At 71.8% G+C, this 26,408-nt stretch carries 22 protein-coding genes and 1 pseudogene; 13 read left to right on the top strand and 10 right to left on the bottom strand.

The features are described from left to right. A partial coding sequence (locus CCN51_RS27100; RefSeq protein ID WP_086860174.1) for a hypothetical protein occupies window positions 1-1,112 on the top strand: 1,112 nt, incomplete at its 5' end. Window positions 1,113-1,204: 92 nt separating this feature from the next. Then, on the top strand, window positions 1,205-1,498 hold the full coding sequence (locus tag CCN51_RS27095; RefSeq protein ID WP_014174690.1) for a DUF1330 domain-containing protein: 294 nt from the start codon (window positions 1,205-1,207) through the stop codon (window positions 1,496-1,498). A 4-nt stretch (window positions 1,499-1,502) separates the two neighbouring features. Here CCN51_RS27095 and CCN51_RS27090 read toward each other — a convergent pair whose 3' ends face one another. The 7 genes from CCN51_RS27090 to CCN51_RS27060 form a co-directional block, all read right to left on the bottom strand. Then, window positions 1,503-2,966: an SDR family NAD(P)-dependent oxidoreductase gene (locus CCN51_RS27090; protein WP_014174691.1), complete on the bottom strand. Its 1,464-nt coding sequence runs from the start codon at window positions 2,964-2,966 to the stop codon at window positions 1,503-1,505. A gap of 116 nt (window positions 2,967-3,082) precedes the next feature. Further along, window positions 3,083-4,189: a pyrroloquinoline quinone biosynthesis protein PqqE gene (gene pqqE, locus CCN51_RS27085; RefSeq protein WP_014174692.1), complete on the bottom strand. Its 1,107-nt coding sequence runs from the start codon at window positions 4,187-4,189 to the stop codon at window positions 3,083-3,085. Next, window positions 4,186-4,488, bottom strand: coding sequence for a pyrroloquinoline quinone biosynthesis peptide chaperone PqqD (pqqD, locus tag CCN51_RS27080; RefSeq protein ID WP_086860172.1), 303 nt, complete (start codon window positions 4,486-4,488; stop codon window positions 4,186-4,188). Before pqqD ends, pqqE begins: the two co-directional genes overlap by 4 nt. Continuing rightward, on the bottom strand, window positions 4,485-5,219 hold the full coding sequence (gene pqqC / locus CCN51_RS27075; protein ID WP_014174694.1) for a pyrroloquinoline-quinone synthase PqqC: 735 nt from the start codon (window positions 5,217-5,219) through the stop codon (window positions 4,485-4,487). The genes pqqD and pqqC overlap by 4 nt, the downstream gene beginning before the upstream one ends. Window positions 5,220-5,224: 5 nt before the next feature. Further along, window positions 5,225-6,133 (bottom strand): pyrroloquinoline quinone biosynthesis protein PqqB, encoded by a 909-nt coding sequence (gene pqqB, locus CCN51_RS27070; RefSeq protein WP_014174695.1) that lies wholly within the window; start codon window positions 6,131-6,133, stop codon window positions 5,225-5,227. Window positions 6,134-6,143: 10 nt separating this feature from the next. Further along, window positions 6,144-6,296 (bottom strand): pyrroloquinoline quinone precursor peptide PqqA, encoded by a 153-nt coding sequence (gene pqqA / locus CCN51_RS27065; protein WP_014174696.1) that lies wholly within the window; start codon window positions 6,294-6,296, stop codon window positions 6,144-6,146. Window positions 6,297-6,411: 115 nt separating this feature from the next. Continuing rightward, window positions 6,412-8,205: a discoidin domain-containing protein gene (locus CCN51_RS27060; protein WP_014174697.1), complete on the bottom strand. Its 1,794-nt coding sequence runs from the start codon at window positions 8,203-8,205 to the stop codon at window positions 6,412-6,414. Window positions 8,206-8,521: 316 nt separating this feature from the next. Between CCN51_RS27060 and CCN51_RS27055 the strand changes: the two are divergent. The 3 genes and pseudogenes from CCN51_RS27055 to CCN51_RS27045 all read left to right on the top strand — a co-directional run. Then, window positions 8,522-9,745: pseudogene (locus CCN51_RS27055) on the top strand (glycoside hydrolase family 27 protein); the annotation flags it as partial. A 164-nt stretch (window positions 9,746-9,909) separates the two neighbouring features. Next, complete coding sequence (locus CCN51_RS27050; protein WP_014174699.1) at window positions 9,910-10,719, top strand: heparin lyase I family protein; 810 nt, start codon at window positions 9,910-9,912, stop codon at window positions 10,717-10,719. Window positions 10,720-10,732: 13 nt separating this feature from the next. Further along, window positions 10,733-11,812: a PQQ-dependent sugar dehydrogenase gene (locus tag CCN51_RS27045; RefSeq protein WP_014174700.1), complete on the top strand. Its 1,080-nt coding sequence runs from the start codon at window positions 10,733-10,735 to the stop codon at window positions 11,810-11,812. A gap of 77 nt (window positions 11,813-11,889) precedes the next feature. Here the strand turns inward: CCN51_RS27045 and CCN51_RS27040 are convergent, their stop codons facing one another. Further along, window positions 11,890-13,032 (bottom strand): glycoside hydrolase family 88/105 protein, encoded by a 1,143-nt coding sequence (locus CCN51_RS27040; protein WP_014174701.1) that lies wholly within the window; start codon window positions 13,030-13,032, stop codon window positions 11,890-11,892. Between the two features lie 136 nt (window positions 13,033-13,168). Here CCN51_RS27040 and CCN51_RS27035 point away from each other — a divergent pair, with 136 nt between their 5' ends. From CCN51_RS27035 to CCN51_RS27010, 6 genes are all read left to right on the top strand, one after another. Further along, window positions 13,169-14,527, top strand: coding sequence for a type I glutamate--ammonia ligase (locus CCN51_RS27035; RefSeq protein ID WP_014174702.1), 1,359 nt, complete (start codon window positions 13,169-13,171; stop codon window positions 14,525-14,527). A 3-nt stretch (window positions 14,528-14,530) separates the two neighbouring features. Continuing rightward, window positions 14,531-15,700: an amidohydrolase family protein gene (locus tag CCN51_RS27030; protein WP_014174703.1), complete on the top strand. Its 1,170-nt coding sequence runs from the start codon at window positions 14,531-14,533 to the stop codon at window positions 15,698-15,700. A 50-nt stretch (window positions 15,701-15,750) separates the two neighbouring features. Beyond that, window positions 15,751-16,110 carry a hypothetical protein gene (locus CCN51_RS27025; protein WP_014174704.1) on the top strand — a complete coding sequence of 120 codons (360 nt, stop codon included), beginning with the start codon at window positions 15,751-15,753 and terminating at the stop codon, window positions 16,108-16,110. A 106-nt stretch (window positions 16,111-16,216) separates the two neighbouring features. After that, window positions 16,217-17,008 carry an SDR family NAD(P)-dependent oxidoreductase gene (locus CCN51_RS27020; RefSeq protein ID WP_014174705.1) on the top strand — a complete coding sequence of 264 codons (792 nt, stop codon included), beginning with the start codon at window positions 16,217-16,219 and terminating at the stop codon, window positions 17,006-17,008. 265 nt (window positions 17,009-17,273) lie between these two features. Further along, the gene (locus tag CCN51_RS27015) at window positions 17,274-19,544 is read left to right on the top strand and encodes a GH92 family glycosyl hydrolase (RefSeq protein ID WP_405385158.1); all 2,271 of its coding nucleotides are present in this window, start codon (window positions 17,274-17,276) and stop codon (window positions 19,542-19,544) included. A 46-nt stretch (window positions 19,545-19,590) separates the two neighbouring features. Continuing rightward, the gene (locus CCN51_RS27010) at window positions 19,591-20,658 is read left to right on the top strand and encodes a zinc-dependent alcohol dehydrogenase family protein (protein WP_014174707.1); all 1,068 of its coding nucleotides are present in this window, start codon (window positions 19,591-19,593) and stop codon (window positions 20,656-20,658) included. Window positions 20,659-20,682: 24 nt separating this feature from the next. Here CCN51_RS27010 and CCN51_RS27005 read toward each other — a convergent pair whose 3' ends face one another. Both CCN51_RS27005 and CCN51_RS27000 read right to left on the bottom strand, forming a co-directional pair. Beyond that, on the bottom strand, window positions 20,683-22,776 hold the full coding sequence (locus tag CCN51_RS27005; protein ID WP_014174708.1) for a 3-hydroxybutyrate oligomer hydrolase family protein: 2,094 nt from the start codon (window positions 22,774-22,776) through the stop codon (window positions 20,683-20,685). A gap of 35 nt (window positions 22,777-22,811) precedes the next feature. Further along, the gene (locus CCN51_RS27000) at window positions 22,812-24,119 is read right to left on the bottom strand and encodes a CitMHS family transporter (RefSeq protein WP_014174709.1); all 1,308 of its coding nucleotides are present in this window, start codon (window positions 24,117-24,119) and stop codon (window positions 22,812-22,814) included. Between the two features lie 149 nt (window positions 24,120-24,268). On the opposite strand from CCN51_RS27000, the gene CCN51_RS26995 reads away from it, so the two are divergent. Further along, a complete protein-coding gene (locus tag CCN51_RS26995; RefSeq protein ID WP_043489464.1) occupies window positions 24,269-25,207 on the top strand; it encodes a LysR family transcriptional regulator in 939 nt (312 codons plus the stop codon). Window positions 25,208-25,298: 91 nt separating this feature from the next. Continuing rightward, a partial coding sequence (locus tag CCN51_RS26990; protein ID WP_211303256.1) for a CaiB/BaiF CoA transferase family protein occupies window positions 25,299-26,408 on the top strand: 1,110 nt, incomplete at its 3' end.

Genomic DNA, 26,408 nt, shown 5'->3' with positions numbered 1-26,408 from the left:
TGTGGATCACCCAGATCAGCGGATCGCAGGTGATGCCGAACCTGTGGGTGGCGCTCGGCGCGGTGGCCGCCGTCGGCTGGTTTCTACGGGCCCCGGCGGAGCCGCGCGCCCGCTGGTGGCTTGCCGCCGCCGTGGCCGGGATCACGCTGCTGCGGATGCCGGACGGCGGCTGGCTCGGGCTGCCGCTGCTGGCGGCCGCGGTGTGCGTACGCCGGTGGCGGCCGGCGCTGCCCGCGCTGCTGGGCGGGCTCGCGCTGGGCGCGGCGCCCTGGGTGGCCGAGGCGTACGCGCGGTTCGGCGGCGTCGGGGCGCGGCTGCGGGCCTCCAGCGCCACGGAGGGCGGGATGGTGCCGCAGCTCAACGTGGGCACCACGCTGCGCAGCCTCAACGGCCCGCTGCTGTGCCGCCCGTGCCAGGTGCCGCTGCGCCATCCGGAGCTGACGCTGTGGTGGCTCGCCCTGCCGCTGCTGGCGGCCGCCGCGGTCGCCGTGGCCGTACGGGACCACCGCGCCGGGCGCGGCCGGGCGCTGTCCGCGACCGTGCTGCCGGTGGTGTGCGCCGCCTCGATGGCCGTGCCGTATCTGCTGCTCATCGACTATTCGGCGCCCCGCTTCCTGCTGCCCGCCTACGCACTGCTCGCCCTGCCCCTGGCCGCCCTCGCGGCGCGCGCGCCACGGGCCGCGCGCTCGCCGGTGCCGGTCGCCGCCCTCGGGCTGGTGCTGGCGCTGCAGCTGGGGAGCCAGTACGCCGTCCTCACGGACACCACGCGCCAGGCCGCCGCCACCGCCGAGCGGTACCAGCGGGCGGCCGCCGGGCTGCGGGCGCTGGGGCTGCGGCCGCCGTGTCTGGTGGCCGGCCCGCGCGCGCTGCCGATCGGCTACGCGGCGGGCTGCGCCTCCGCCCAGGTGAGCGGGAACAACACCTCGACCACGGCGTCCGCGCTGCTGCGCCGGGCCGCCCATGAGCCGACCGCGGTGTTCGGCCACGCCCCCGGACACGGTCTGCCGTCGCTGCGCGCCCGCGGCTGGACCCGGCACACCCTGCCCGGCACGGGCCTCAGGGTGTACGTGGCGCCGGTCTCCGGACGCGCCGAGCGTCCGGGGCAGCGGTAAATTGTGAAGGTCCGGGGCGCCCTGCAGCCCGCGTGACCACTCCCGTGCGACCTCTTGGCCGACCCCTCCCGCCGAGCCGAAGGAGTCCGCTCATGTCCAAGGGCTACTGGGTCGTCGCTTACCGATCGATCTCCGATCCCGCGAAGTCGGCCGCCTATGTGAAGCTGGCCGTCCCGGTCGTCGAGAAGGCCAAGGGACGGTTTCTCACCCTCGGAGGACAGGTCGTCGCGCACGAGGCCGGGGTGGCGGAGCGAACGGTCGTCATCGAGTTCGACAGCTTCGAGCTGGCCGTCGCCACGCATGACAGCGAGGACTACCAGAAAGCGCTGACCGTGCTGGGCGATGGCGCGGACCGGGACTTCCGCATCGTCGAGGGCGCCGACTGACCGCCTACCAGTCCGTGGGGGCGTAGTCCTTCAGGAAGCAGCCGAACAGATCCTCGCCGCCCTCGCCCCGCACGATCGGGTCGTAGACGCGGGCCGCGCCGTCGACGAGGTCGAGCGGGGCGTGGAAGCCCTCGGCCGCCAGCCGCATCTTGTCGGGGTGCGGGCGCTCGTCGGTGATCCAGCCGGTGTCGACGCTGGTCATCAGGATGCCGTCGGCCTCGAACATCTCGCGCGCGCTGGTACGGGTCAGCATGTTCAGGGCGGCCTTGGCCATATTGGTGTGCGGATGGCCCGCGCCCTTGTAGCCGCGGCTGAACTTGCCCTCCATCGCGGATACGTTCACCACGTACTTGCGCCGCGCGGGCGAGGCCGCCATCGCCGGGCGCAACCGGCTGACCAGGATGAACGGCGCCGTCTCATTGCACAGCTGCACTTCGAGCAGTTCGACGGGGTCCACTTCGTGCACCCGCTGGATCCAGGTGTTGGTGTCGTCGAGGTCGGGCACAAGACCGCCCGCGTCGATCGCGGTCCCCGCCTCGATCCGCGCGGGCGAGGCGGAGCCGCTGGTCAGGGCGAGGGCGGTGAGGTCCTGTGCGCTCAGCGCGCCGTCCCGCGCGGCCGCCGGCCCCGGCAGGGCCGCCTGCGCGCCACTGCCGAACGCCCCCAGAACGGCGGAATCCGGCAGCTCACCGGCGGGCAGCGCGGCCGATTCGCCCGCTATGAGCTCCGCGTACGCGGCGGGCGTACGGCGCACCGTCTGCGCGGCGTTGTTGATCAGGATGTCCAGCGGGCCCGCCGCGCTCACCGAGTCGGCGAGCGCGACCACCTGGGCCGGGTCCCGTAGATCGATGCCGACGATCTTCAGCCGGTGCAGCCACTCCCCGCTGTCCGGCATGGCCTTGAAGCGGCGGATCGCGTCGTTCGGGAAGCGCGTGGTGATGGTGGTGTGCGCACCGTCGCGCAGCAGCCGCAGCGCGATATACATGCCGATCTTCGCCCGGCCGCCGGTGAGCAGCGCCCGGCGCCCGGTGAGATCGGTGCGCGCGTCACGGCGGGCCCGGTTCTCGGCGGCGCAGCTCTGGCAGAGCTGGTGGTAGAAGGCGTCGACCTCGACATAGCGGGTCTTGCAGGTGTAGCAGGACCGTGGCCGCTGCAGGATGCCCGCGATCGGGGTGGTCACCGAGCTGGTCAGGGCCAGGCCCAGCGTCTCGTCGTCGATGCGGTCGGCGGCGCCGGTGGCCGTGGCCTCGGTGACCGTCTTGTCGTGCGCCGTCTTCGCGGCCCGGCGCTCCTGGCGCCTGCGCTGCTTGACCGTCCGGTAGACGCCGGAGGTGGCGCGCCGCACCGCGATGGCGTCTGGGTGGTCGACCGGCAGCCGGTCGAGCTCTTCGAGCACGCTCAGGCAGGTCGCCAGACGCTCCGGGTCGATGCCCGTCTGCTCGGCCCGGCCGTCTTCAGTCACCGTCATTCGCCGCTGCCACTTTCTGCTGAGCCCGCTCCAGGGCGGTGCCCTAGGTGGTGGTGGGGTGGGTAACGGCGAAACTTTACGGAAGCGGGGGCGGCAGCGCCAAACCCGGGGCGGACTCACCCCCGCCCGGGTTTGCGGTAGACGTAGCCCGGTCCCGCCGCGGCGGTGTCGTCCGGCCCGGGTCCGGGGGCCCCGGCGAGCGCGCGGATCAGGCCGTGGTGCGGGGAGAGCCCGCAGGCCGGGTCCGCGGCGGCGGCGTCGCCGGTCAGCGCGTACGCCTGGCAGCGGCAGCCGCCGAAGTCCTCGGCGCGGTGCGCACAGCTGCGGCAGGGGTCCTTCATCCAGGTCTCGCCGCGGTAGTGGTTGAAGGCCCCGGAGTGGTTCCAGATCCAGTCCAGCCGGTGGTCGCGTACGTTCGGCGGGTCCAGGCCGGGGATCGTGGCCGCCGCCGGGCAGGGCAGCGCGGTGCCGTCGGGCGCCACGGTGAGCGAGACCGCGCCCCAGCCGCCCATACACGGCTTGGCGACCCCGTCGAAGTAGTCGGGGACCACCCACACCAGGTCCATCGAGCCGTCCAGCCGCTCCCGCCACCGCTCGACCGCGTCGCGGGCCCGCGCCAGCTGCTCGCGGGTGGGCAGCAGCGCGGTGCGGTTGCGCAGGGCCCAGCCGTAGAACTGGGTGTTGGCCAGCTCGATCCGCTGGGCGCCCCAGGACGCGCCGAGCTCCACCAGGTCGTCGAGGGCGTCGAGGTTGTCGCGGTGCAGCACGATGTTGAGGCCCAGCGGCAGCCCCGCGTCCCTGACCAGGGCGGCGGCCCGCTCCTTGGCGGTGAAGGACCGGCGCCCGGCGATACGGTCGGAGGCGCCCGGGTCGGAGTGCTGGACGGACAGCTGTACACCGCGCAGCCCGGCGTCCACCAGCGCCGCCAGCCGCGCCTTGGTCAGCCCGACGCCGCTGGTGACCAGCTGGGTGTAGATCCCGGCGGACTCGGCGGCCGCGGTGATCGTCTCCAGGTCGGTGCGCAGCAGCGGCTCCCCGCCCGAGAGGTGGGTGTGCACCACGCCCAGCTCCCCGGCCTGCCGCAGCACCTCCGCCCACTCCTCGCCGGTCAGCTCCCGGGAGCGGCGGACCAGCTCCAGCGGGTTGGAGCAGTACGGGCAGTGCAGCGGGCAGCCGTGGGTGAGCTCGGCCAGCATGGCCCAGGGGGGCGGCGCACCGGTCATCGCAGCCAGCCCTCCCGCCGCAGTCGGCCGAGGAAGGCGGGGACCTCGGTGGCCACGGGGGCGCCGGGGAAGCGCCCGGCCAGGTCCGCGACGATCGCGTCGACGTCACGGATGCCGTCGCACAGCCGCAGGATCTCGCCCGCGGTGCCGCGCAGCACCACGACCCGCTCGGGCAGCACCAGCAGGTCCGCGTCGCGCACCCGGTCATGGCGGAAGTGGACCGCGGGCGCGAGGGCGGGCCGCCACGGGGGCGTGGCGGCCGGGGTGGTGTCGGCTTCCTTGGCCGTGTCGGCGGTCACGGCCCCTCCTCGGGGTCGGCGTGCCCCTCCTTGGGGTCTGCGTGCCCCTCTTTGGGGTCTGCGTGGTCGACCGCGTCCAGCAGCGACCAGAGCACATCGCATTTGAAGGCGAGCGCCGCCACGGCCCGCTCCCGGTCGTCCTCACTGCGCGCCCAGGACAGCACCAGGTCCAGGGCCTCCCGGCTGTCCTGGCGCCCCTGGGTCTCGCGGGTGCGGAAGTACGCGAGCCCGTCGCCGTCGATCCACCGGTAGTGGCGCTCGAAGGCGTCGATACGGGTGCGCATGATGTCCGGGGCCGACAGCTCGGTGAGCGAGGCGGCGACCGCCTCCAGCGGGGACCGCAGCCGGCAGAAGTTGACGTAGCCGTCCACGGCGAGCCGCACCCCCGGCAGCACGCTCCGGCCGGACAGCAGCAGAGAGCGGTCGAGGCCCGCGGCCTCGCCGAGCCTGAGCCACCGCTCGATCCCGCCCTCGCCCTCGGCCGCGCCGTCGTGGTCCTGAATGCGCCGCAGCCACATCCGGCGCAGCGCCGAGGTCTCCAGCTTGGCGGTGATCAGGGCGTCCTTGACGGGGATATGGCGCTGGTAGTGGAAGCGGTTGGCGATCCACCGGCGCAGCTCGTCGGGGGTCAACTCACCTTGGTGCATCCGGATGTTGAAGGGGTGGCGGTCGTGATAGCGCTCGCGCGCCACGGTCCGCAGTCGCTCCTCGAACTCCCTGACATCACTCACAGCACTCACAGTTCGATCACCATCCCGTCGGCGGCCACCTCGAGACCGAGCCCGGCCAGCGCCTCGTACTGGGGCGCCGCCGGGTCGGCGAGGGGGTTGGTGTTGTTCAGATGGGTGTAGAGGCAGCGGCCCGGAAGTTCGGCGAGCCGCTTGGCGGTGCCGCCGGGGCCGTCGATGGGCAGATGTCCCATACCGGTGGCGGTGCGGGTGGAGAACCCGGAGCGCCGGGGCTCCTCGTCGTCCCAGAACGTGCCGTCGACGATGACGCAGTCCGCCTCGGCCGCCGCCCGCTGGAAGGCGTCCGGCCAGGCGGCGAGGGCGGGGGCGTAGAGCAGGGAGCCGCCGGTCTCCCGGTCGGTCAGGCGCAGCGCCACCACCCACGCGGCGTCCAGCGCCGCGTCGGCATCCATACCGGCCGCGTAGCGCGGGCGTTTGGCGGAGACCGGTACGGCGCTGACGGTCAGCGGCGAGCCCTCGGCCAGGGGCATCGGCTCGGCGTCGAGGCCACGCCACCGCAGGGTGGTGTACGGGCCCAGGACATCGCCGAGGTGGAGGCCGTCGAGCAGGGCGCGGCGTACGGGCGCGGTGGCGAGTACGTCGACGCCGCCGGCCGCCTCGCGGAGCCGGGCGATGCCGAGGGTGTGGTCGAGTTCCGCGTCGGTGAGGACCACTCCGGCCAGCGGGGTCTGGCGGGGCCGCGGCCCGGGGTGCAGTTCCGGGCAGTCCTCGATCTGGTCGCCGAGGTCGGGGGTGGCGTTGACCAGATACCAGTGGCCTTCGGTGGCCCGTACGGCGAGGGAGGCATGGCGGCGGCGCCGGCCGGGGTGGGCGCGTGCCCCGGAACAACCGGGGCACGCGCAGTTCCACTGAGGCAGTCCGCCGCCCGCCGCGGTGCCGAGCACGCGCAGCAGCATGGCGGCGCCGTCAGCGGGTGGTCAGCGAGTAGGCGGTGACCTCCAACGCGGTGTCCACGACCACGTAGTCGGGGGTCTGCCAGGCCGTCTCCTCGATGCGGGGGCGGGCCTGCTCCGCCGTCCGCCTCGACTGAGGTTCGTTGCGCTGCACGGTCTCGTTCATATCCGTCCTGCCTTCCTGTGTGTTGGGGGGTGATCCACGGGACGGTTTCCCGCGGATCCGCACGGAGGGTGAAGGGGTGCCGGGTGATGTGAGGGGGCGAGGGGGTTCAGGGGTCTTATGAGCTCTTCCCCGCGTAGCCGGAGCCGATCCGCACCTCGTCGATGAGCAGCTTTTTGTAGCGCTTGGTGTCGGTGGCGGCGGCCCAGGTGCTGTTGACGGTGAGCCGGACATAGCGCTTGGTGGTGGCGGGGATGTCGATGAACTGCACGCCGCGGGCGCTGGGGAGGGTGCCGGTTTTGACGGCGCTCCCCCAGTCGGTGCCGTCGCTGGAGACCTGGATCTGGTAGTCGCGGATGCGGGCGGACTGTTCGGTGTCCGAGCGGGCGTAACTGACCGACCATTCCCGCTGGTTGATGGCCAGGTACTGAATGCTCTTGGCGGACCGCAGATCGAAGGTGAGCGAGACGGGGAGCTTGGTGTTGTTGTCCCAGTAGCCCTGCGGATCGGCGTCGAGGACGGCGGACGCCGGGTGTCCGCTCGCCGAGGAGCTTGCGCTCGCGGTCATGGAGTTGGCGGGGATCAGGCCCTGCCGACCGTCGGTCTCGACCTTGAGGACCGTGTCGTACGGGTCCCAGTCGGCGATCCCGGTGATGGTGATCTTGCCGTTGCCCTGGCTGAAGCTCAGCTGCTTACCGGTGCGGAAGTCGGTGATCCGCTGGGCCCGGTAGCCGTTGTCGCGCACGGTCAGGGTGGAGCCGGAAGGCTTGGTCAGAACGTGTACGAAGTGCAGATCCGGATCGGCCTTGGAGACCGTGGTCACGCCGTGGGCCCCGTCGTTCCAGGCCCCGGGCGCCAGGCCGCCGTAGCTGTAGCCGCCGCCCTCGGTACCGTTGAGCGAGCCCCAGATGGCATCCAGATAGGTCTTGGCGACGTTGTTGAACGCCTCCTGTTTGCTCGGGAACCGGCCGTTCACCTGAGCGGTCTCGGCCATGAGCGATTTGACGGAGGAGCCGGAGTTGGCGATCAGCCGGCGGAGGGTGAGCGCCTGGTCCACCGCCGAGTCGGTGCCGCTGTACCACCAGGCGCCGCTGCTGGGCAGCTTGAAACAGGCCTCGGTCAGCCGGGGCTGGGGGCTCCAGACCGCCTGCGGGTAGTCATAGGCCGGGGACATGCCGGTCTTCTGCTCATTGCTGACCGTGTCCATGATCGGCGTGTCTTCGTTGTTGTTGCTCAGCAGCCAGCCGGGGCGGTCCGCGCGGACCTTCTCGTAGAGGCCGTGGTCGATCCAGTAGTCGTTGTCGTTGTCGATCCAGAAGCCGGACAGCTTGGGGTAGTTCCGCATGACCTCGACGAAGTTGTCGTACGAGAACTCACCGAACCCGTCGCGTGTGGTCAGGTCGACATCGCGGCCCTTGTAGTCGGAGTACGCGGCCGAGTCCAGCCATTCATGGCCGCCCTCGTCATGCCACTGCGGATCGTCGGTCATATAGAGCAGGACCTTGAGCCCCCGGGCATCGGCGGCGCTGATCAGCTCGCCCAGGAAGTCGCGTTTGGTGGAGCAGCTGCCGGGGATGTCGGACGGCCAGGCGCGGGAGTACCCCAGACGGCTGTGGAAGGAGGCCAGCACCAGGTATTTCGCATGCAGCTTTTCGGCCTCGCCGACCCAGTAGTCGGCGTCCCAGCCGCCGTCGGTCACGGCCTTCTCCCAGGCGGAGCAGCTGGTGTAGCCCGGTGAGGTGCGCATGCCCCAGTGCAGGAAGAGTCCGGCCTGGGAGTCGCGCAGCCACTGCTGCCGCGCATGTACGACTTCGGCCCGCGCGGGGGCGGGGCCTGCGAAGAGGAGGGTGCCGACGGCGAGCAGTGTGGTGGCCAGCCAGGCGCGAAGACGTCCGCGCGGTCTGCGGCTCATGGGGCTCCTTCCCCGGGCTGTCGGTACCGGGCGAGGGGAGACGTGGGGTGGTGTTCGGGGGTGGTGTTCTGTTGAAGAGTTGCGAGCCGCTTGGCCCGGGTCAATGGGGCGGACGCAAAAATCCTCCGATCTCTATCCCTCGACCTGACGGATTATCACATATCAAGCCACGAGAAATCGCAGGTAGTTAGCCGAGTGGGCGCCACCGAGCACCCTCTACCCATCTTCTGGCCCGTACCAATCCTTGACTCGTCAGACCACACCTCCTACCTTCCGCGATGCATCACACACGGATACTCAGATGCGTTCGAAGGAGATGATCATGCAAGGAAACGTACGATCCGGCGGACTCCGCTCATTGGTCGCGGTGGCCACCGCCACCGCCACCACCGCGGCAGCCGCCATCACCTTCACGCTCACCGCCGGGGCCGGTCAGGCCGCCGCGCTGGACAACGGCCTGCTCCGCACGCCCCCCATGGGCTTCAACAACTGGAACGCCACGCACTGCGACTCCTCGTTCAACGAGTCCATGGTCAAGGGGGTCGCCGACGCCTTCGTCTCGCTCGGCCTCAAGGACGTCGGCTACGAGTACGTCAACATCGACGACTGCTGGGCGGAGACCAGCCGGGACTCGGACGGCAATCTGGTGCCCGACCGCACCCGCTTCCCGAACGGCATCAAGGCCGTGGCGGACTATGTGCACTCCAAGGGGCTCAAGTTCGGCATCTACACCAGCGCCGGCACCAAGACCTGCAACAGCGCCGGCTTCCCCGGGGGGCTGAACCACGAGAAGCAGGACGCCAAGCAGTTCGCGTCCTGGGGCGTGGACTACCTCAAGTACGACAACTGCAATAACCAGGGCGTGGACGCCCAGCAGCGCTACAAGGCCATGCGCGACGCGCTCGCGGCCAGCGGGCGGAAGATCGCGTACAGCATCTGCGAATGGGGCCAGACCAGCCCCAAGGTGTGGACCTGGGGCGAGCCGGTCGGCAATCTTTGGCGGACCACCGGCGACATCAGCGACAAGTGGTCCAGCATGATCGACAAGGTGCATATCAACGACGACCTCGCGCAGTACGCGGGCCCGGGCCACTGGAACGACCCGGACATGCTGGAGGTCGGCAACGGCGGGATGACCGCCACCGAGTACCGCACCCACTTCAGCCTCTGGGCGATGATGGCGGCGCCGCTGCTCATCGGCAGCGATATCCGCGACGCCTCCGCCACCACCCAGTCGATCCTGAAGAACACCGACCTGATCGCGGTGGACCAGGACACCCTGGGCAAGCAGGCGACCATCGTGTCCTCCAGCGGCGGCAAGGTCGTGTACACCAAGCAACTGGCCAACGGCGACCGGGCGGTCGCCCTGCTCAACGAGAACTCGTCCGCCAAGACGATCTCCACCACGGCCACCGCGATCGGCCTCGGCGGCTCGTCCTCGTACGGGCTCAAGGACCTGTGGTCCAAGGCGACCAGCACCACGACCGGTTCGATCAGCGCCTCGGTGCCCGCGCACGGCACGGTGGTGTTCCGGGTCTCGCGCGGCTGAACTGCCCAGTCATGACTGAACTGTTGACGGGATAGGAACGTTTCTTTACAGTCCCCCTCAACAGCGATTCACCTCATGCGTCACTCCCCCACCGCGGCCTTTCCATATCCGGCCAGTTCATGGATATGACCAAAGGTCAGACAGGAGAATCACTGATGAAGCCCAAACGGCTGCCCGGGCCCCGTACCACGGCAGCCCTGGCGACGGCGGGTGCGCTGCTCCTCCCCACGGTCGCCGCCCACGGCGCGGAGCGCACACCGCAGGCACCCACGGCTTCCTGGAGCCTCAAGTGGAGCCCCGCGTCCGGGGCCAGTGTCGCCGACTCCTTCGAGGGCTCCGAGGACGACCGTGCCGACTCGCACCCCGGGGTCACCCATATCTACCCGAGCGGCGGCGGGTTCCGTACCGACATCCACTACCCCAAGGATGTGGACACCAGCACCGACCGCCAGCGCAACGAGGTCAGGGGCATGCGGCAGGACGGTGCCGCCGTGAAGATCCTCAAGGACGAGACCTGGCGGATCCAGTACCAGATGTATGTACCGGACACGCTGGACGCGACCACCAGCTTCACCCACATCATGCAGATCAAGGTGGGGGACGTCGCCGCCCCGCTGTTCACCATGTCGCTGCACCAGCACGACGGCGGCCCGAAGGTCGAGATGCGCACCTCGGACGACGCGGAGAACCTGACGGAGGCCGGGGCCGCCGATATGTCGCCGATCCAGGGCAAGTGGAGCGATGTGTCGGTCGAGGTGAAGGCGTCCGACTCCGGGGCATACATCGACTGGTCGGTCGTCACCGACGGGAAGACCGTGGCCAAGTACAAGCGCACCGGGCTCGACATGTGGCGCGGCAAGAACTATCTGCGGCCCAAGTGGGGCATCTACCGCAGTCTCAACAGCAGTGGCCTGCAGACGGCCTACCTGCTCACCCGCAACTTCAAGGCGTACAAGCTCCAGTAGGAGGAGACGCGCGATGAAGAGCCATCGGAACCTCGTGGTGGCGGCCACCGCCGCCGCACTCGCCGCCGGGCTGCTGGTCGGAACGGCCGGCACGGGTAACGCCTCGTCCGACAGAGTCGACTCGGCACCGTCCAGTATCAAGACCGTCTCGTCCGGCTGGTCGATCCCCTGGGGGCTCAGCTGGCTCCCCGACGGATCGGCGCTGATCACCGAGCGGGACTCGTTCAAGGTGTTCAAGCTCACCCAGTCGGGCACCAAGACCCAGGTCGGCACGGTGCCCAACGTCGTGACCACCAGCGGCGAGGGCGGGTTACTGGGGATCGCGGTCTCCCCGAACTGGAACACCGACCACTACGTGTACCTCATGCACACCGCGTCCGAGGGCAACCGGATCGCCCGGATGACCTTCGACGGCTCCTCGCTGAGCGGCTACACCACGCTGGTCAGCGGCATCAAGAAGAACAAGTACCACAACGGCGGACGCCTCAAGTTCGGCCCGGACGGCTATCTGTACGCCACCGCCGGGGACGCCCAGACGTCCGATCTCGCCCAGGACAAGAACGCGCTCAACGGCAAGATCCTGCGGATGACCACGGACGGCAAACCCGCCCCCGGCAACCCGTTCGGCACCCTGGTCTACTCCTACGGCCACCGCAACCCGCAGGGCCTCACCTGGGACTCGGCGGGGCGGCTGTGGGAGGCCGAGCTCGGCAACAGCACGTACGACGAGCTCAACCTCATCGAGCCGGGCAAGAACTACGGCTGGCCGACCTGCGAGGGCAGCTGCTCCACCTCCGGCATGACCAACCCCAAGCGCCAGTGGTCGACCGGCGAGGCGTCACCCAGCGGTGTCACCTACGCGGACGGCGCCCTCTACATGGCGGCACTCAAGGGCGAGCGGCTGTGGCGGATCCCGGTCGACGGCACATCCGCGGGCACCCCGAAGGCGTACTACGTCAGTGAGTACGGGCGGCAGCGCACCGTCGAGACCGTCCCGGGCAAGAACACCCTGTGGCTGTCCACGACCAACGCCGACAACAACGGCGGGGAGCCGGACGGCGCGGACAAGGTGTTCCAGGTGGAGCTGAAATAGCCTCCGCCACCGGCGCCCGGACAAGCCGGCTCAGGTCGCGCTCCGCGGTCCACCGCGGAGCGCGACCGTGCGGGTGGTCAGTACGCGAGCTGCTCGTTCATGAGCAGGAAGGCGCCCAGGCCATGGAGATCGTTGGTGTTGCGCTTGCGGCCGAAGTAGTAGTCCAGATCACCGACGTTGGTGCCCTCGCTGATGTCGATGATGTCGGTCAGCCCGTCCGCGTTGACCTTCACCTTCTTCAGGACGCCCTGATAGCCCCTGCGTGCCGCGGACACATAGTCGCCGCCGGCGATGTATTTGCGCTCCAGCGCCGCGTGCAGCATCAGGGTGTACATGCTGGAGGCCGAGGTCTCGGTCCAGTTGTCCGCCTCACCCCCCTTGTCCACCACCTGGAACCAGCGGCCGGTGCTCCGGTCCTGGTAGCGGACGAACCCCTTGGCCAGGTGTTTGACGTCGGCGATGAGTCCGGCCCGCCGGGGGTGGTTCGCGGGCAGCACCTCCAGCACCTCGATAAGGGTCATCGCGGTCCAGCCGATGGCCCGGGCCCAGTGGTAGGCGGAGGTGCCGGTGGTGGGATTGGGCGACCAAGGGGCGTCGCCGTCGGCGTCGTACGCGTGGTAGAGCAGCCCGTTCGACGCCTTGAGGTGGTCGAAGTACACGGCCAGATTACGGGTGACCTCGTCGTACGCGTAGGACTCGTCCCCGTACGCGATGCCGTAGCGCAGCAGGAACGGCTGGGCCATGAACACGCCGTCCGCCCACAGCTCGTTGGTCTTGCCGGTGGCGTGCCACATACCGCCGTCGGAGGTGCGCGGATAGGTCGTGATGCGGGTGCGGATCTGGTCGGCGGCGGTGCGGTAGCGCGGGTCGCCGGTCTCCTTGTGGAGGATCAGCAGCAGGTTGCCGGACTGCATGGCGTCGAGGTTGTCGAAGCTGTGGTTGATGTGGCCGTCCGCGTCCACGTAATAGTCCACCCAGCGCTTGATGTACGCGAGGTAGGACGGCTCCTTGACCCGCTGGTACACGCGGTAGGTGCCGTAGAGGAACAGCCCGCGCGTGTAGCCCCAGCCGCCGAGCGACTTCGGGTCGGGGTTGCGGGCGATGGTGGAGTCCACCACGGCCCGGGACCAGTCGGTGGGGGCCGCTTCCGCGGCGGTTCCGAGCGCGAGGCCGCCGGTGAGGCCCAGGGTGCCGGCGAGTAAGGCTCTGCGTTTGATCACTGGTCGGCTCCCGGGTGTATGGTTTCCGGATTTGTTCGGGACATGTCAACAATCGTAACGCTTGTGAGCCCCGCGCGTTAGACATCGGAGGACCCGCGAATACACCGGATGAGCGCACCCCGGACAGGAGCCGCCCGTGGACACCCAACACCGCGCACAGGCTCGGGCCCGGGCGCGCGAGGAGGCCGCGGAGCTGGCCGCCCAGGGGATCGTCGGCACCGCGCTGACCTGGGTGGACAACGCGGGCCTCACCCGCGTCAAGGCCGTCCCCACCGCGCGCCTCGAACACGCCGCGCAGTGGGGCGTCGGCATGTCCCCCGTCTTCGACGTCTTCCTCGTGGACGACTCCATGACCACCAGCCGCCACATCGGCGGCCCCGACGGCGATCTGCGGCTCTTCCCCGACCTCGACCGGCTCACCCCGCTGGCCGCCCAGCCCCGCTGGGCCTGGGCCCCGGCGGACCGGTACGACGTGAGCGGGCAAGAACACCCGGTATGCCAGAGGCGGTTCGCGCACCGTATGGCCGAGCGGGCCCGGGAGCGCGGCCTCGGGGTGCTCATGGGTTTCGAGACCGAGTGGGTCGTCGCCACCGCCGACGCAACGGAGCCGGAGCCGCGCTACCCCACCGCCGGGCCCGCCTACGGGATGAGCCGCCTGGTGGATCTCTCCGACTATCTCGCGGATGTGCTCGACGCGCTCCAGGCCCAGCAGGTCGAGGTGTTGCAGATTCACCCCGAGTACGCCCAGGGGCAGTTCGAGGTGTCCGTGGCGCCCGCCGACCCGGTGGGCGCGGCCGATCTCGCCGTGCTGGTGCGCCAGACCATCCGGGGCGTGAGCGCACAGCACGGCCTGGCGCCGTCCTTCGCGCCCGTGGTCACCCCGGACACCGTCGGCAATGGCGGCCATCTGCATCTGAGCCTGTGGCAGGGCGAGCGCGATCTGTGCCGCGACGGGGACGGGCCGTGCGGTATGACGGCGACCAGCGAGGCGTTCCTGGCCGGTGTGCTGCGCGCGCTGCCCGCTCTGCTGGCCATCGGCGCCCCCTCGCCGGCCAGCTATCTGCGGCTGGAGCCCTCCCGCTGGGCCGGGGCGTATCAGTGCTGGGGGCTGGAGAACCGCGAGGCCGCGCTGCGCTTCGTGGCGGGGGCGCCGGAGGACCCCAGCGGGGCCAACGCCGAGGTCAAGTGTGTCGACCAGGCGGCCAATCCGTATCTGCTGACGGGCGCGGTCATCGCCGCCGGGCTCGCCGGGCTCGACTCCGGTCTGACGCTGCCCCCTCCGGTGGCCGGCGATCCGGTGCACGAGGGCCATGAGCAGCGGCTGCCGACCTCGCTGCCCGCCGCCCTGGAACACTTCGACGCCTCGGACACGCTCCGCGAGGCGCTGGGCGATCCGCTCTTCGAGTCGATCGCCGCCGTGCGCCGCGCCGAGGCCGAGCTGTTCGAGGGGGCGAGCCCGCGGGACATCGCCGCGGCCACCCGCTGGAGGTACTGAGCCATGTCCGGCCCCGGCCCGGCGCGGCCCCGGCCGCCACTGGTGGACCACCACTGCCACGGCCTGCTGCGCGGCGAGCCGGACGCCGCGGCGTTCGAGGCGTATCTGACCGAGTCGGACGCGCCCGCCGCGCCCGGCACCAGCTACTTCGACACCCAGCTCGGATTCGCGGTGCGCCGCTGGTGCCCGCCGCTGCTGGGCCTTCCGCCGCACTGTCCGCCCGAGCGCTATCTGGCCCGGCGGCGGGAGCTGGGCGCGGCGGAGGTCACCCGGCGGCTGCTGCGCGCCGCCGGTATCACCGAGTTTCTGGTGGATACCGGGCTGCCCGGGGACCTGATGGGCCCTCAGGAGCTGGCCGAGGCCGCCGGGGGCGCGGCGCGCGAGATCGTACGCCTGGAACACCTCGCCGAGCGGGTCGCGGACGCCTCACGGACCGCCGACTCCTTCCTCGCCACGCTCGACGGCGCGGTACGGGGAGCCGCGCTCACCGCCGCCGGGTTCAAGTCGGTGGCCGCCTACCGCTACGGTCTCGACCTCGCGCCCACACCGCCCGCCCCGGCCGCGCTCCGCGCGGCGGCGGACCGCTGGCTGGCCGCCCGCGCCGGCGGCGACCCGGTCGCGGCGCGGCTCGCCGATCCGGTGCTGCTGCGCCATCTGCTGTGGTCCGCCGTGCGCACCGCCCTGCCACTCCAGCTGCACACCGGGTTCGGCGACCCCGATCTGCGCCTCGACCGCTGCGACCCGCTGCTGCTGACCGACTTCATCCGCGCCGTGCGCCCCACCGGCTGCCCGCTGATCCTGCTGCACGGCTATCCGTACCACCGCGGCGCCGGCTATCTGGCCGCGGTCCACCCCCATGTGTACGCCGATGTGGGCCTGGCCCTGACGCACACCGGGGCGCGGGCCGGGGCGGTGCTGGCCGAGGTGCTGGAGGTGGCCCCCTTCGGCAAGGTGCTCTTCTCCACCGACGCCTACGGCCTGCCCGAGCTGTACGCGGTCGGGGCGCTGCTCTTCCGGGAGGCCCTGGACGCAACTCTGGCCCGCTGGGTCCGCGACGGCGCCTGGTGCGCGGCGGACGCGGAGCGGGTGGCGGCCCTGGTGGCCGCGGGCAACGCCCGTCGAGTGTACGGGTTGGACAGCACAATCACCGGCAATACCTGGAGTCGACCGTAAAATCATCTGTAACTGACGTGTATGGCGCGGGTTTTCGTCACGATGGTGTCATGGACGAAGAGCACTTCCTGGAGCGCGCCAAGCAGTTCGCCCACCGGCTGGCCGAGCTCCAGAACCGTCTGGACCCCGATTCGTACGACCTCCTGCTGCGCATCCTCCGCGGTATCAACGACGCCATCGTGCACCGCCGCAACGGCGGCAGCGACGGCGGCAGCGTCGATGTGGAGTTCTCCCCGCGCGACCAGGATCGGTTCACCCCCGCCCTCGGCCGGGAGCTGGAGGAGCTGACCAGTCTGCTCGGGCCGCACGGCCTGCGGCTGGTGGTGGACTTCGGGGCCGAGCAGGAGCGCGACCGGATGGAGGTGGAGGCCATCGCGCGGGCGAGCGGCATGGACCCCGAGCGGTCGTGACGGGGGACTCGGCGTGCCCCTTCGGCTTGCTGACATGAGCCGCGCCCCGCAGGGCAGTACCGTTCCTCGGGACACCCGGACAAGCCACTACGCGGAGGAGACACGCATGCGGATCGGCGGCGCGACCGTCCTGCTCACCGGAGCGACCGGAGGCATCGGGCAGTCACTGGCCCGCGCCCTCGCGGCCAGGGGGGCCAAGCTGCTGCTCACCGGCCGCCGCGAGGAAGTACTGCAGCCCTTGGCCGACCGGCTGGGCGCCCGGGCCATCGTCGCCGATCTGGCCGACCGGGCTCAGGTGGACGACCTGATCGCCGAGGCCGCCGGGGCCGACATCCTCATCGCGAACGCGGCGCTGCCCTCCAGCGGCGAAGTCCTCGGCTACGCCCCCGACGAGGTCGACCGCGCCCTGGAGGTCAATCTGCGCGCCCCGCTCCAGCTGGCCAGGGCGCTGGCGCCGCGGATGGTGGCGTCCGGCTCCGGCCACATCGTGATGATCGGCTCGCTGTCGGGCCGTACCGCCTCGCCCAGCGCGGCGCTCTACAACGCGACCAAGTTCGGGCTGCGCGGCTTCGCGCTCGGGTTGCGCCAGGATCTGCACGGCACCGGGGTGGGGGTCTCGGTGGTGCAGCCGGGGTTCGTCCGCGACACCGGGATGTTCGCGGACTCCGGGGCCACCACGCCCCCCGGTGTCCGTACGGTCTCCGTACGCCAGGTGGCGGTGGCGACCCTGCGCGCCATCGAGCGGGACCGCGCCGAGGTGAACATCGCACCGCTCGAACTGCGCCTGGGCAGCGCGCTCGGCGGGCTGTTCCCGAGCCTTGCGGCGGTGGCCCAGCGCAACGCCGGGGCCGACCGGACGACCCGCCAGCTGGCGGAGGGTCAACGGCACAACCGCTGAGCCGACCCGCGGCCCTGGCACGGGGCTTCGTTCGCCGTACTCCCCCGGGCGCGGCGCCCGTGCTAGGGTCCGGGCACCCTTGGCCGGACAACGTTGTCAACGGAGGTCCCCTTTGAGACCACTGGTCGGTCGGATACCTAAGCTCGGTCGGATACGTAAGCGCGCGGCGAGAGCGGTCACCCCGCTCACAGCGGCCGCGCTCCTCCTCGGCGGTCTGCTCGGGCCGCCCGGCGCGGCGGCGGCCCCGGCGGCTGAGCCCGCCGCGCTGGTGAACCCGTTCGTGGGCACACAGAACTTCGGCAACACCTTCCCGGGCGCGGGCGCCCCGTTCGGCATGGTCCAGGTCAGCCCGGACACCGGCGGGCAGGGCGGCTACGACTACGCGCAGAACACCATCTACGGCTTCAGCCAGACGCATCTGTCCGGCGTCGGCTGCGGTGTGGCGGGCGAGCTGCCCCTCATGCCGACCACCGGCCCGGTGACCGATGTGGACCCGGAGCACTACCGCTCCGCCTACTCGCACGACGACGAGGAGGCCACCCCGGGCTACTACCGGGTGGGGCTCTCCCGCTACGGCGTCGACGCCGAGCTGACCGCCACCGAGCGCACCGGCTGGCAGCGTTACACCTTCCCCGCCACCGGCGCGGCCAACGTCCTGTTCAACACCGGCAAGGCCAACCAGAAGGTGTTCGACTCCGAGGTGCGCGTGGTCGGCGACCGCACCGTCGAGGGGCGGGTGCGGGCCGGAAACTTCTGCGCGGGCAAGGACGAGCACACCGTCTACTTCACCGCCACCTTCGACCGGCCCTTCTCCTCGTACGGCACCTGGCGCGGCACCACCGCCACCCCCGGCTCCCGGGAGGCGGCCGGGGAGGGCGGCAACGGCGCCTGGGCCGGCTTCGACGCGACCGCCGACCGGGACGTCGTGGTCAAGGTCGGCCTGTCGTACACCGGCCTGGACGGCGCCCGGAAGAACCTGGCGGCGGAGACCGGCGACGGTTACGACTTCGACGCCACGCGGGCGAAGCTGCGCGACACCTGGGAGCGGCAGCTGGACTCGGTGCGGATCGGCGGCGGCACCCCGGAGCGGCGCAGCGCCTTCTACACCGCGCTCTACCACGCCCAGCTGCACCCGAACCTGGCCGGCGACGTGGACGGCCGCTACACCGGCTTCGACGGCAGGACACACACCGCCACCGACTACACGCCGTACCAGAACTTCTCGCTGTGGGACACCTACCGGCCGCAGAACCAGCTCCTGGAGCTGTTGCAGCCACGGGTCGCGCGCGATGTGGCGCTGTCGGTCGTCGGGATCGGCCGGGACGGCGGCTGGCTGCCGAGGTGGGCGCTGGCCGAGAGCGAGACCAACATCATGACCGGGGATCCGGTGACCCCGTTCCTGGTCGAGGCGTGGTCCAAGGGCCTGCTGGCCGGGCACGAGGAGGAGGCGTACGGACTGCTGAAGCGGAACGCGACCAGCACCCCGCCCGCCGACTCCCCCTACAACGGGCGCTCCGGCGTGGACCACTACCGCAGGCTCGGCTATGTCCCGTCGGGGCTCGAACTCGGCAAGGACTGCGCCCACAAGGGCGGCGACAACGACTGTGTCCACCCCGCCTCGGCGACCTTGGAGTACTCCGCCGCCGACGCGTCGCTCGCGCTGATGGCGCGCGGCCTCGGGCACCGCGCCGACGCGAAAATGTTCGCCGAGCGCGGCCAGTGGTACCGGAAGCTGTGGGACGCCTCGATCGCGCAGTTCCGGCCGCGCACGGCCGACGGCGCCTGGGTCACGCCGTACGACCCGGTGGAGGCGGGCCGCCAGTTCCACGAGGGCGGCGCCTATCAGTACCAGTGGCTGGTCCCCCAGGACCCGGCCGGGCTGGTCGGGCTGATGGGCGGGCGGCGCGCCACCGAGCAGCGCCTGGACTCCTTCTTCGCCTACGACAAGCTGCTCACCGACCCGGCGGGCACCGCGCGCCGGGACTGGATCTCGGCCCCGTACGACTACTACGGCAAGCCGACCTATAACCCGAACAACGAGCCGGACCTGCACGCCCCGTACATGTATCTGTGGGCGGGCGCGCCCGCGAAGACCGCGACCGTGGTGCGGGCGGCGATGACGCTGTTCACCACCGGGCCGGACGGTATGACGGGCAATGACGATCTGGGCACCATGTCGGCCTGGTACGTCTTCTCCTCGCTCGGGCTCTACCCGACCATGAGCGGCGGCGACTTCCTGGCCGTCTCCAGCCCGCAGTTCGAGTCGGCGGTGGTCCGTATCGGCCGCTACGGCACCCGGCAGGGCGGCACGCTGACCGTCACCGCGCCCGGTGCCAGCGATGAGCGGCGCTATGTGCGCGATGTGTCGCTGAACGGGCGGGACCTGCCGCGGACCTGGCTGCCCTGGTCCTCGGTCGCCCATGGCTGTTCGCTCGCCCACCGGCTGGGCACCGAGCCGTCCGCCTGGGGCACCCGGCCGGGCGCGGAGCCGCCGTCGGTGGGTGGGGCCGGTCGCCCGGGGTCGAACGTGGTGTAGGTTCTACGGCCCCCCACCATGTGCGGCTGAGCGAGGGAGCGGGTCCATGCGCGCTGTGGTGTTCGATGCCTTCGGGCACCGGCCCGAGGTCCGGAACGTCCAGGATCCGACTCCCTCGCGACGCGGCGCGGTCATCCGCGTCGAGGCGACCGGGCTGTGCCGCAGCGACTGGCACGGCTGGATGGGGCACGACCCCGGCATCCGGCTGCCGCACGTACCCGGCCATGAGCTGGCCGGGGTGGTCGAGGAAGTGGGGCCCGAGGTCCTGAACTGGCGCCCCGGGCAGCGCGTCACCGTGCCGTTCGTCTGCGCGTGCGGGCGCTGCGGCGCCTGCGCGGACGGTGCGCAGCAGGTGTGCGAGCGGCAGACCCAGCCGGGCTTCACCCACTGGGGCTCCTTCGCGGAGTACGTCGCGATCGAGAACGCCGATGTGAACCTGGTCGGCATCCGCGGCGAGCTGGCCTTCACCACGGCCGCCGGTCTGGGCTGCCGCTTCGCGACGGCCTTCCGCGCCGTGGTGGCGCAGGGCCGGGTGGCCCCGGGCGAATGGGTCGCGGTGCACGGATGCGGCGGGGTGGGGCTGTCCGCGGTCATGATCGCGTCCGCGGCGGGGGCACGGGTGGTCGCGGTGGACATCTCGCCGCGCGCCCTGGCCCTCGCCCGGCGGTTCGGGGCGGAGGTGTGCGTGGACGCGGCCTCGACCCTGGGGTCCGTGGCGGACGCCGTCGCGGACGCGACCGGCGGCGGCGCCCACGTCTCGCTGGACGCGCTGGGCTCCCCCCGGACCTGCGCCGCGTCCGTCAACAGCCTGCGGCGGCACGGCCGCCATGTGCAGGTCGGCCTGTTGCCGCCGGCCGCCGGGAGCCCGATGCTGCCGATGGACCGGGTCATCGCGCTCGAACTGCGGCTGCTGGGCAGCCACGGCATGGCGGCCCACGCGTACGGGCCGATGATGGAGATGGTCGAGGCCGGGACGCTGCGGCCGGATCTGCTGGTCACCGACACCATCGGGCTCGACGAGGTGCCGGAGGCCCTGATGGCGATGGGGGCGGCGGCCGGCGCCGGGGTCACGGTCATCGAACCCCGGCGGCCGGCCACGGCCGCCCGGCGGTGAGGGTCTGGCTCACGGCCTGGCGGTTCAGCCGGGGATCCGTACCGTCCCGTCCGTGATCCTGACGCGGTCCCCGGCGGCCGGGCGGTCCGCGATGTCCGGCACGTTGGCGGGCGTCAGATCCGGGGCGTGGCCCGGTTCGCCGCCGCGGGGGACGGTGCGTACGACCTGGCTGGGCGGCAGCTGTCCGCGCTGCGTGAGGCGCTGCCACATCACATCCAGCGCCTGCTGGTAGTAGTAGCCCAGCGGCACATAGCGGTTGTCGTAGCCGGGCGCCGTGGAGTCGAAGTGGTGGGCGTTGGTGACCTCGACGTAGGCGACGGTGCCCGCGCCGTGCTGGGTGCGGGAGTTGAGGCCCAGATAGGGCCTGGAGCTGTGGTTGACGGGGACCCGGGTGTCGTCGCGGCCGTGCACGATCAGCGCGGGCTTGCCGTGCAGATCGCCGGTGCGCCGGGTGGCGTCCAGCCCCTCCGCGAGCCGCGCCGCCCACTCCGGCTCCTGAGCGGTGTTGAACGCCAGCCGGTAGACGCAGCTCTCCCCGCGCAGGTTGTAGTCGTGGCGGCCGTCCGGGCCCTGGGACTTGGCGTCGGCGACGGGCCCGCCCGGTGAGTTCTCGTCGATCAGCACCCCGGGCGCGGGCGCCCGGCCGGAGCTGGTGCCGAAGGCGGCAGCCAGTTCGGCGGTGCGGTACGGGACGGGGGTGCCCGAGGCGTCGGTGCGGGCCCAGCCGTAGCCGCACAGGGAGTCGGCGACCGAGGCGCGGGCGAAGCTCATGGCGTACGAAGCGGGGGTCTGCGGGTCGTAGTGCGCGAGCTGCAGATAGCTGGACTGCGGCTGGTATCCGGCGCGTACCAGGGCCTCCTGGGCCAGCCGGGGCAGCCCGTCAGGACCCGCGCGCTTCGCGTCGCGCCGGGAGATCAGCCGGGGGTCGTCGCCGACGAGGGCGGCGCAGCGGCGGTGGGCGGCCGCGGTGTCCAGGGAGGAGTAGCCGGGCGCGGTGGGCTCGGTGAGCGCGGCGCACGGCTGGAGCAGCGAGGCGAGGGAGCCGTACCGGATCAGCGGCAGTCCGGCGGCCGGCACCGCACGCCCGCCCTGGGTGACCCGTATCCCGTTCAGCGGCGCGAGGTTCATCTGCGGCTCGGAGGCGACGACCGCGTCGATCAGCCCGCCGTGGTCGTCCTCGCCGGCGGCGACGGCCGCTCCGCCGCCGTTGGAGACCCCGGTGGCGATGACGGTGGTGGTGGCGGGCGTATAGCCGGCGCGGGGCGCGCCCCGGCGCCAGTCGCGGTCGAGGAGAGCGAGGGCCAGCTCCACCGAGCGCAGCACATCGCGTCCCCAGGTGGCCTGCGGGTTGGTCTTGGCGTGCGCCATCTTGTACGCGACGCGGTAGGGGCGCTCGGCGTCGAACCGGGCCCGTTCGGCGTCGCTGAGCCCGGCGTCGAACGCGGCGCGGTCCGCTGTCTGCGCCCGGGGGCCGGTCGTGCCGTCGTAGGCCATGACGGTGCCGGAGTGCAGATCGTCGAAGGCCGGGCCCATGCCCTTGTCGGTGTAGGCGACCGCGCAGCGGCGGTGCAGCCCCCAGGCCCCGGCGGTGCCCACCATGTTGTACACGCCGCCGAGGCCGGAGGCGGGCGCGGCGACGACGCAGGGGCGGGACCTGTCGAAGTCGTCCGGGACCTGGACGACGAAGCTGACGCTGTGTGAGCCGCTGCCCGCCACGGCGCGGTACTCGACGCCCGCGACCTTGCCGTCGCCGGGCACCGGGCGGCCCCGGTCCACGTTCGGCCCGTACAGCCGCCCGAGGCCGCCACCCGACCCGGCGTACAGCCCGGCGGAGGCCCAGATGGCCTGGCGGCGCAGCTCGGCGGCGGTGGGCCGGTCGGGGTCGGCCGGGGCGGGCGGTGCGGCGGCGCGCAGCCCGGAGAAGCCGAGCCCGGCGGTGAGCAGGTCGTCGTCGGCCCCGTCGTACCGTACGGAGCTCAGCGCGCTGATGTAGGAGGGAAGCCCGGCGCGAGGGGCGGCGGGCGCGGCCGTGGCGGGCGGGGCGAGGGCGGCGGTGAGCGCCGCGGCCAGCAGCGGGGCGAGCGCGGCTGACCGGCGTAGGCGCAGGGGCTTGGGCACGGTTTCTCCCGGCTGGAGGGTGGCTGGGGATGAGGTCACAGCGGCAGGGCGCCGGTCAGCAGGGCGGCGGCGGTCATCACGAGCGTGGTGCCGAAGGCCCAGCGGAAGATGAACCGCTGGTGTTCGCCGAGCTGTACGCCGCTCATGCCGAGCAGGATGAAGGTGGCGGCGGTGAGCGGGCTGAGCGGGAAGCCGGTGGTCATCTGGCCGAGGACGGCGGCGCGGGCGACCTCGGCCGGGTCGGTGCCGAAGGAGTCGGCGGTGCCGGCCAGCACCGGGAGGATGCCGAAGTAGTAGGCGTCGGGGGTGAAGACGAGGCTCAGCGGCATGCTGGTGACGGCGACCAGCACCGGCAGATGGCCGCCGAGGCTGTCGGGGATCACCTCGACCATCGCCTGGGCCATCTTCTCGATCATTCCGGTGCCGGTGAGGATGCCGGTGAACACCCCCGCGGCGAAGATCATGGTGGTGACCAGCACCACGCTGTTGCCGTGTTTCTCCAGCAGGGCCTGCTGCTCCTCCCAGCCGGGGTGGTTGACCAGCAGCGCGATCACGAAGGCGAGGACGAACAGCACGGGCAGCGGCATGACCTCCAGCACCAGGCAGATCAGCAGGGTGACGGTGAGCAGCAGATTGAAGACCGTCAGCGCGGTGCCGGCCCGCGTGGCCACCCGGGGCGTGCCGGGGCCGTCGCCGACCACCGCCGTCTCGGCCGGCGGCGCGTCGAGCTCCCCGAGCCGGCGGCGTTCGCGGCGGCCGATCAGATACGCGGCCAGCAGCACCCAGGCGATACCGGCGGCGAGGGCGGGCAGCAGCGGGGTGATCACATCCGAGGTGTCCAGCTTCAACGCGGCGGCCGCCCGGGCGGTGGGGCCGCCCCACGGCACCATGTTCATCACACCCGCGCCGAGGGCGACCACCCCGGCGAGGACCAGCCGGCTCATGCCCAGGCGCTGGTAGACGGGCAGCATGGCGGAGATGGTGATGAGGAAGGTCGACGCACCGTCCCCGTCGAGCGCCACACAGATCGTCAGGGCGGCGGTGCCGACGGTGATGCGCAGCGGATCTCGGCGGGCGATCCGCAGGATGCCGCGGATCAGCGGTTCGAACAGGCCCGCGTCGACCATCAGGCTGAAGTAGAGCACCGCGAAGGCGATCATGATCCCGGTGGGGGCGACCTTGGACAGCCCGTCCAGCGCCATCGGGCCGAGATCGTCCCCGTATCCGCCGATGACCGCGGCGATCACCGGGGTGAGGACCAGGGCGACCAGGACCGAGACCCGTTTGGTCATGGTGAGCAGCAGGAAGCCGCCGATCGTGCAGAAGCCCAGTGCTGCCAACATGGCCCGCTCGCTTTCTCTTACCTCGGACGCGTTGCCGATGAGTTTCCGAGCGGCGAAAGATCCGCGTCCAGCATCGAACACAGATCTCTCTATGCGTTTAGCGCAACAGTTCCCCCGCGCGCCTCCCACGTCTACTCTCCCGCTTCATGATGGACGTCACTTTGCGCCAGCTCGCGGCCTACGCCGCGGTGGCCCGCGCCGCGAGCTTCACCGCCGCGGCGGCCGATATGCATGTGTCCCAGTCCTCGTTGAGCCGCGCCGTCGCGGACCTGGAGCGCACGCTCGGCATGCGGCTGCTGGAGCGCGACACCCGCAATGTGCAGCTGACCCCGGCCGGGGCCGAGGCGCTGCGCATCGCGGACCAGATCCTGTCCGCGCACCGGGCGGGCCTGGCGCAGCTGGGGCGCTATGTCTCCGGTGAGCGCGGCACGGTGGCGCTGTCGACCCTCCCCTCGGTGGCGGCCGTGCTGCTGCCCCCGGTGATCTCCGCCTTCCGCGCCCGGCGCCCGGAGGTGACCGTACGGCTGCTGGACGGGCTTGAACGCCCGGTGCTCGAGCGGGTCGTGGACGGCGACGCGGACTTCGCGGTGTCCACCGTGGCCCGGCGCACGGCCGGGATACGGCTGCGCCCGCTGGTCCGCGACCGGTTCGACGCCGTACTCCCCGAGCACCATCCGCTCGCCGAGAAGCCCGAGGTGAGCTGGGCGGATCTGGGCCGCGAACCGTTCCTGGCGGTGGGCGCGGACTCCAGCGTGCGCCGGATGACGGACGCGGCCTTCGCCCAGGCGGGCCTGTCGGCGGACCCGGCGGCGGAGGCGTCGAGCGTGGCGACGGTGGGCGGGCTGGTCGCGGCCGGGCTCGGGGTGTCCGCGATGCCGGCCCTGGTGCATCCGCTGGTGCCCCCGGGGAAGCTGGTGCGGCGCCCGCTGGTGGAGCCGGTGGTGGAGCGGCGGCTGCATGTGGTGCTTCCGGCGCGGCGGGCGCTGCCACCGGGGGCGCGCCGCTTTCTGGAGCAGTTGGAGGAGTTCCGCGACGCGGGTCATGGGCTGCCCGACGGGGTCTTCTGGGAGGACGGCGAGGCGCGGTGAAAGGACCGCCCGGAACCATTGCGAGATCCGCATGAATTGATGCCCGTTCATTGCTGGACCCGCATATGGCCGACCCCGCAGCCTGACCCGTATGGACCGTATGGACAACGACAGCCGCGCCGCTCAGGGACAGCAAGGCCGGCCGGGCCAACAAGGGCAGCTGACCGGCTTGAAGGTGGTGGAGTTCGCCCATGTCGTGGCGGGCCCCCTCGCCGGGGCGATGCTCGCCGACCAAGGGGCCGATGTGGTGCATGTGGAGCCCCCGGGCGCGGGCGACGCGGCCCGCGCCATGGGGCCCCGGCGCGACGGTGTGCCGCTGTGGTTCAAGGTCGCGGGCCGCAACAAGCGCTCCGTCACCCTGGATCTGCACCATGAGGAGGGGCGGCGGATCGCCCATGACCTCATCGCCTGGGCCGACGTGGTGATCGTGACCCTGCGCGCGGGGCGGCTGCGCGCCTGGGGTCTTGACTGGGAGGCCGTGCACGCGGTCAACCCCCAGGCGATCCTGCTGCAGATCTCCGGTTTCGGCGCGACCTCCTCGCGGGCCGACGCCCCGGGGTTCGGCAAGATGGGCGAGGCCCGCAGCGGGGTGGTGCATCTGACCGGGTTCCCGGACGGACCGCCCGTGCACACCGGGTTCTCGCACGGGGACGCGGTCACCGGGCTGATGGGCGCGTTCGCGATCCTGGCGGCGCTGCACCGCCGCGACACCGATCCGGACTTCGACGGCGAGTGGATCGACCTGGCCCTCTTCGAGCCGCTGTTCCGGCTGGTGGAGTGGCAGATCATCGCGTACGACCAGCTCGGCGCGGCCCCGGAGCGGGCCGGCAACCAGCTGGCCGTCGCGCCCGCCGCCGTCATCAACACCTACCGCAGCGGTGACGGCGACTGGCTGACGGTCACCTCGGCCACCACCCGCTCGGTGCTCAACGTGGTGCGGCTGCTGGGCCTGGACGAGGAGGCGTACGCGACCGTGGAGGCGCAGCACGCCGGGCGGGAGCGGCTGGATCACGCGCTGCGGGCGTGGGTGGCGGCGCGCCCGGCGGACGAGTGCCTGGCGGCTTTCGAACGCGCCGAGGTGGTGGCCTCCCGGGTGTTCAGCGCGGCGGACATCGTCACCGACCCGGTCTACGCCGAGCGCGAGGACGTCGTCACCGTCGACGATCCGGACCTCGGCCCGGTCCGGATGCAGGCCGCGCTG

Origin of the sequence: Streptomyces milbemycinicus, from assembly GCF_002154605.1 — a bacterium.
Taxonomy (GTDB): domain Bacteria; phylum Actinomycetota; class Actinomycetes; order Streptomycetales; family Streptomycetaceae; genus Streptomyces; species Streptomyces milbemycinicus.
This window is presented reverse-complemented; position numbering and strand designations above follow the sequence as displayed.